We start from the raw sequence: 4,031 nt of genomic DNA, 5'->3' as shown, positions 1-4,031 counted from the left end.
CCCGTGCCCGAGCCACCCGCCACGGACCGTTTCGACGCCCCGGCCCTCGGCCCGGACTGGTCCACCCTGCGCCGCCCGGCCGACCCTGAGTGGATCGATCCCGCGCCCGGGCGGCTGCGGATCCGGGGCGGTCAGTCCCCCGTGGGCCGTCGGACGCCCAGCCTGGTCGCCCGACGGGTGACGGCACGGCGCTGCTCCTTCGAGACCGAGCTGACCTTCGCGCCCCGCACCCCCGACCACATGGCCGGGCTCACCGCCTACTACAACACCCGCAACTGGCACTACCTGTACGTCACGGCCGAGGACGACGGCTACCCGGTGCTGAAGGCGCTGAGCTGCGAGGCCGGAAAGCTCATCGCACACCCGCCCAGGATCCCCCTGGTACCTGGGCGCCCCGTGGTGCTGCGCGCCGAACTCGACGGCCCCGAACTGCGCTTCTCGTACGACACCGGCCGGGGTGGCCCCCGGACACCGGGGCTCCGACTCGACGCGACCGTCCTGTCCGACGAGCACGCCGACGAGTTCCACGACGGACAGCTGAGGGTTCTCGGCTTCACCGGCGCGATGCTGGGACTGTGGGTCCAGGACCTCGACGGCTCCGGCGTGTACGCGGACTTCGCCCACGCCACCTACCGCACAACCCCGGACGACGACGCATGACACTCCTCGACCTCGGCCGTATCCGCCTCTTCTGCACTGGTCTCGGTTCGGACGACGCCCCCGCGCTCCTGCTGGTGCACGGCTGGGGCGGCGACGGGCGGGAGTGGTCGCCGCACGCCGAGGCGCTGGCCGACCGGTTCCGCGTCCTCGTCCCCGACCTGCGCGGCCACGGCCGCTCCGAGGTGCCGGACGAGGGCAACACACCGGCTGAGATGGCGGAGGACCTGGCGGCGCTGATCGGTTCCCTGGGTGCCGGCCAGGTCGTCGCCGTCGGTCACTCCATGGGTGTCCAGGTCGTCAACCTGCTGGCCATCCACCACCCGCGGACCGTACGGTCGGTCGTCGCCCTCGACCCAGCCCACGGCGCGGACGAAGCCGAGGTCGCGACGTTCCCCGCCCGTCTCGCCGAGTACCGGAGGCACGGCGCCCGCGCCGCCGCCTCCTTCGTGGCCGGCGCCTTCTCATCGCAGGCCCCACCCGGCCTGCGTACCGCGCACATCCGCACCATGCTCGGCACACCGGACCACGTCGTCGCGCAGGCCTACGCGGGCATGTACACCGACCCCGGCGCCGTGGGAGCCCGCCCGCACAGCGAGGCGTATCTGCGCCGCCGCCCGCAGCCCGCGCTGACGGTCTGGACGTCTCCGGAGGCCGCCGAGTGGGAGCGCGGCACGCTGCGGGTGCCCGGCTCACGCGTCGAGTACTGGCCCCACACCGGCCACTATCTGCACGAGGAGCGGACCGAGCGCACGATCCGGCTCATCCGTGACTGGGCGGCCGGGGAGACGGCCGACTGACGTAGTGAACCTCCCCGTCTCCACAAGGCGTTGGAGGACGCGGTGCCGAGGGAGAGCGACGCGTCGATCGTGCACGGTGACTTCCGGGTCGACAACACCATTCTCGATCCGTCTGACCTGAGCCGGGTGCGGGCCGTCGTGGACTGGGAACTGTCCACCCTCGGTGATCCACTCGCGGACCTCGGCACGTTTCTTGCCTGTCGTCCCGCTGTCGACGCCCTGCTCGACTCACCCGCCGCGACCGACCCCGGATTCCCCGGACAGCTCGAACTCGCCGAGCAGTACGCCTTGTTGAGTGGCCGCGACATCACGTTGCTGCCCTTCTGCCAGGCGCTCGCCTACTGCAGATCGCTGTCATCGCGGAAGGTCTGTACGCTCGTCACCTGCAGAATGTCACGGTTGGCGAGGGTTTCGCAGGAGCGGGCGCGTCTGTCTCCGAGCTGCTGAAGGCCGGGCTCGCTCTTCTGGGGCGCAGGCGGTGACCCGAACCCGGCGGGCAGCGCTCGTCACCGGTGCCTCCCCGCGGCATCGGCCGGGAGATCGCCGGCCGGCTCGTGGAGGAGGGCTTCGACCTCACGATCAGCCCGTTTCGACAAGCAGTTCGCGGTGAACGTCCGTGCGCCCTTCCTGCTCATCGACGGCGGCATGGAGCTCCTGCGACAAACGGCACCCGCGCGCATCGTCGCTGTTTCGTCCGTCACCGGCCAGGCCCCTGAACCGGGGCTCGCCGCATACCGAGCGAGCAAGGCCGCTCTGACGGCCTTGTGCGAGGCAGTCAACACCGAGACATCGGCTGACGGTGTGACGGCGGCCGCGATCTGCCTCGGCTATGTGGACACCGACATGAGTGCTTGGAACCACGACCGTGTTCCGCCTGCAGAGAGGAGAGGCAGTCGGGCACTGTCCTCCTGGGCGGCAGGCGCTTCGAGGTCCGGTGCGAGGCCGACAGCCCCGAGCCTCATGCGCTCGGGGCTGTCGGCCACGGACTGGACGTCACTCACGTACTGCCGGACAGCCGTCGCGGGGTGCGCGGTGCGATGCCTCGGCGGCGGGCCGGCATGGGGTCACGCGGCGGTCGGCAGGTAGACGGACTTCAGCTCGAAGTACGCCATCAGCCCTTCGGGGCCGAACTCCCGGCCGAGACCGCTGGCCTTGACGCCGCCGAACGGTGCGCCGATGTCGACCTGGTAGCCGTTGACTCCCACGGTGCCGGTGTGAATGCGGCGGGCCAGTTCCGTGCCCCGTTCCACGTCGGCGGTCCACACGCTGCCCCCGAGGCCGTACTCGGAGTCGTTGGCCAGAGCGATGGCCTCGTCCTCGTCCCGGTAGGGGATGACACCGACGACCGGGCCGAAGATCTCCTCGCGCGCGATGACCATGTCGTTGCTTACGTCACCGAAGACCGTGGGCTCGACGAACCAGCCCTTCTTCATGTGGGCCGGGCGCCCGCCCCCCGTGGTCAGGCGGGCCCCCGCGCCGCGGCCCTCCGCGATGTATCCCTCGATCCGGTCGCGCTGCCTGGAGGAGACCACGGGGCCGATGGCGGTCTTCGGATCGAACGGGTCGCCGACGGGCAGGGCCCGGGCCATGTCGGTGACCGCGTCGAGGACCTCCTCGTAACGGTGTGCGGGGGCGAGGATGCGCGTGTTGGCGAAGCAGGTCTGGCCGTTGTTCGGGAACGAGACCCGGGCCAGGCCCCCGACCGTCTGGGAGAGGTCCGCGTCGTCCAGGATCATGGCGGCGGACTTGCCGCCGAGTTCGAGAGTGACGGGTCGCAGCAGCCGGCCGCAGACCTCACCCACGGCGCGCCCGGTGGGCGTCGAACCGGTGAAGGCGACTTTGTCGACACCGGGATGGGCCACGAGTGCCTGGCTCGCCTCGACGCCGCCGGGCAGTACGTTGAGGACACCGGGCGGCAGCCCGGCGGCGGAGGCGGCCTCGGCGAGGATGTTGGCGTCGAGGGCGGTCTCCAGGGCGGGCTTGAGGACCACCGTGCAGCCGGCTGCCAGCGCGGGGGCGATCTTGATCATGGCCAGGGACTGCGGATAGTTCCACGGCACGATGGCGGCCACGACGCCCACGGGCTCCCGTCGTACCAGCGTGCCGCCTCCGCTCATGCTCGGTCGCACCTCTTCCAGCGGAAGTTCGCGCGCCAGACCGGCGTAGTAGCGCAGAGTGGCGGGGCCGACGAAGCCGTTGAGCGGCATCGACAGGGTGATGGGCATGCCGTTCTCGGCTGTGACGACCTCCGCCAGGGTCTTGGCGTGCTTCTCGAGTTCCTGGGCGAACCGCTCCAGGACGTCGGCGCGTTCGGCGGCGGAGAGGTCGGACCAGCCGCTGCCGTCGAACGCGCGGCGAGCCGCGTCGACCGCGGCGTTCGCGTCCTTGGCGTCGGCGATCGGTGTCCGGCCGATGACCTCCTCGGTGACCGCGGAGACAACGGTGTTGACCTCCGCGGAGTGAGGTATTGCCCACTGGCCGTCGATGAACAGGGAACTGTAGTCGTGCTTCAAGATCACTCCTGAATGTGGTGGGGGCTGACCCACCTGGGAGGACACACAGGTGGGCATGGGG

The 4,031-nt window shown here is 70.8% G+C and carries 4 protein-coding genes and 1 pseudogene; 4 read left to right on the top strand and 1 reads right to left on the bottom strand.

Features of this window, described 5'->3' with window-relative positions; all coding sequences use genetic code 11:
* The 4 genes and pseudogenes from FNH04_RS42680 to FNH04_RS42665 form a co-directional block, all read left to right on the top strand.
* Nucleotides 1-660, top strand: a 660-nt coding sequence (locus FNH04_RS42680) for a beta-xylosidase family glycoside hydrolase (RefSeq protein ID WP_456154887.1), incomplete at its 5' end; no start/stop codon positions are given.
* Nucleotides 657-1,457 (top strand): alpha/beta fold hydrolase, encoded by an 801-nt coding sequence (locus FNH04_RS42675; RefSeq protein ID WP_152791616.1) that lies wholly within the window; start codon nt 657-659, stop codon nt 1,455-1,457. The genes FNH04_RS42680 and FNH04_RS42675, both read left to right, overlap by 4 nt.
* Nucleotides 1,458-1,499: 42 nt before the next feature.
* Nucleotides 1,500-1,904 carry a phosphotransferase gene (locus FNH04_RS42670; RefSeq protein WP_194237004.1) on the top strand — a complete coding sequence of 135 codons (405 nt, stop codon included), beginning with the start codon at nt 1,500-1,502 and terminating at the stop codon, nt 1,902-1,904.
* Between the two features lie 141 nt (nt 1,905-2,045).
* Nucleotides 2,046-2,543, top strand: a pseudogene (locus tag FNH04_RS42665) (SDR family NAD(P)-dependent oxidoreductase); the annotation flags it as partial.
* Here the strand turns inward: FNH04_RS42665 and FNH04_RS42660 are convergent.
* Nucleotides 2,522-3,976, bottom strand: a complete 1,455-nt coding sequence (locus tag FNH04_RS42660; RefSeq protein ID WP_386574013.1) for an aldehyde dehydrogenase — start codon at nt 3,974-3,976, stop codon at nt 2,522-2,524. The pseudogene FNH04_RS42665 and the gene FNH04_RS42660 overlap by 22 nt on opposite strands.
* Nucleotides 3,977-4,031 lie beyond the last annotated feature (55 nt).

The sequence above is a fragment of the Streptomyces phyllanthi genome (assembly GCF_009377205.1).
In the GTDB taxonomy this organism is placed as follows: domain Bacteria; phylum Actinomycetota; class Actinomycetes; order Streptomycetales; family Streptomycetaceae; genus Streptomyces; species Streptomyces phyllanthi.
This window is presented reverse-complemented; position numbering and strand designations above follow the sequence as displayed.

Coding starts and splice junctions, on each gene's coding strand:
- FNH04_RS42675 (WP_152791616.1), top strand. CDS start 657: ATGACACTCCTCGACCTCGGCCGTATCCGCCTCTTCTGCACTGGTCTC.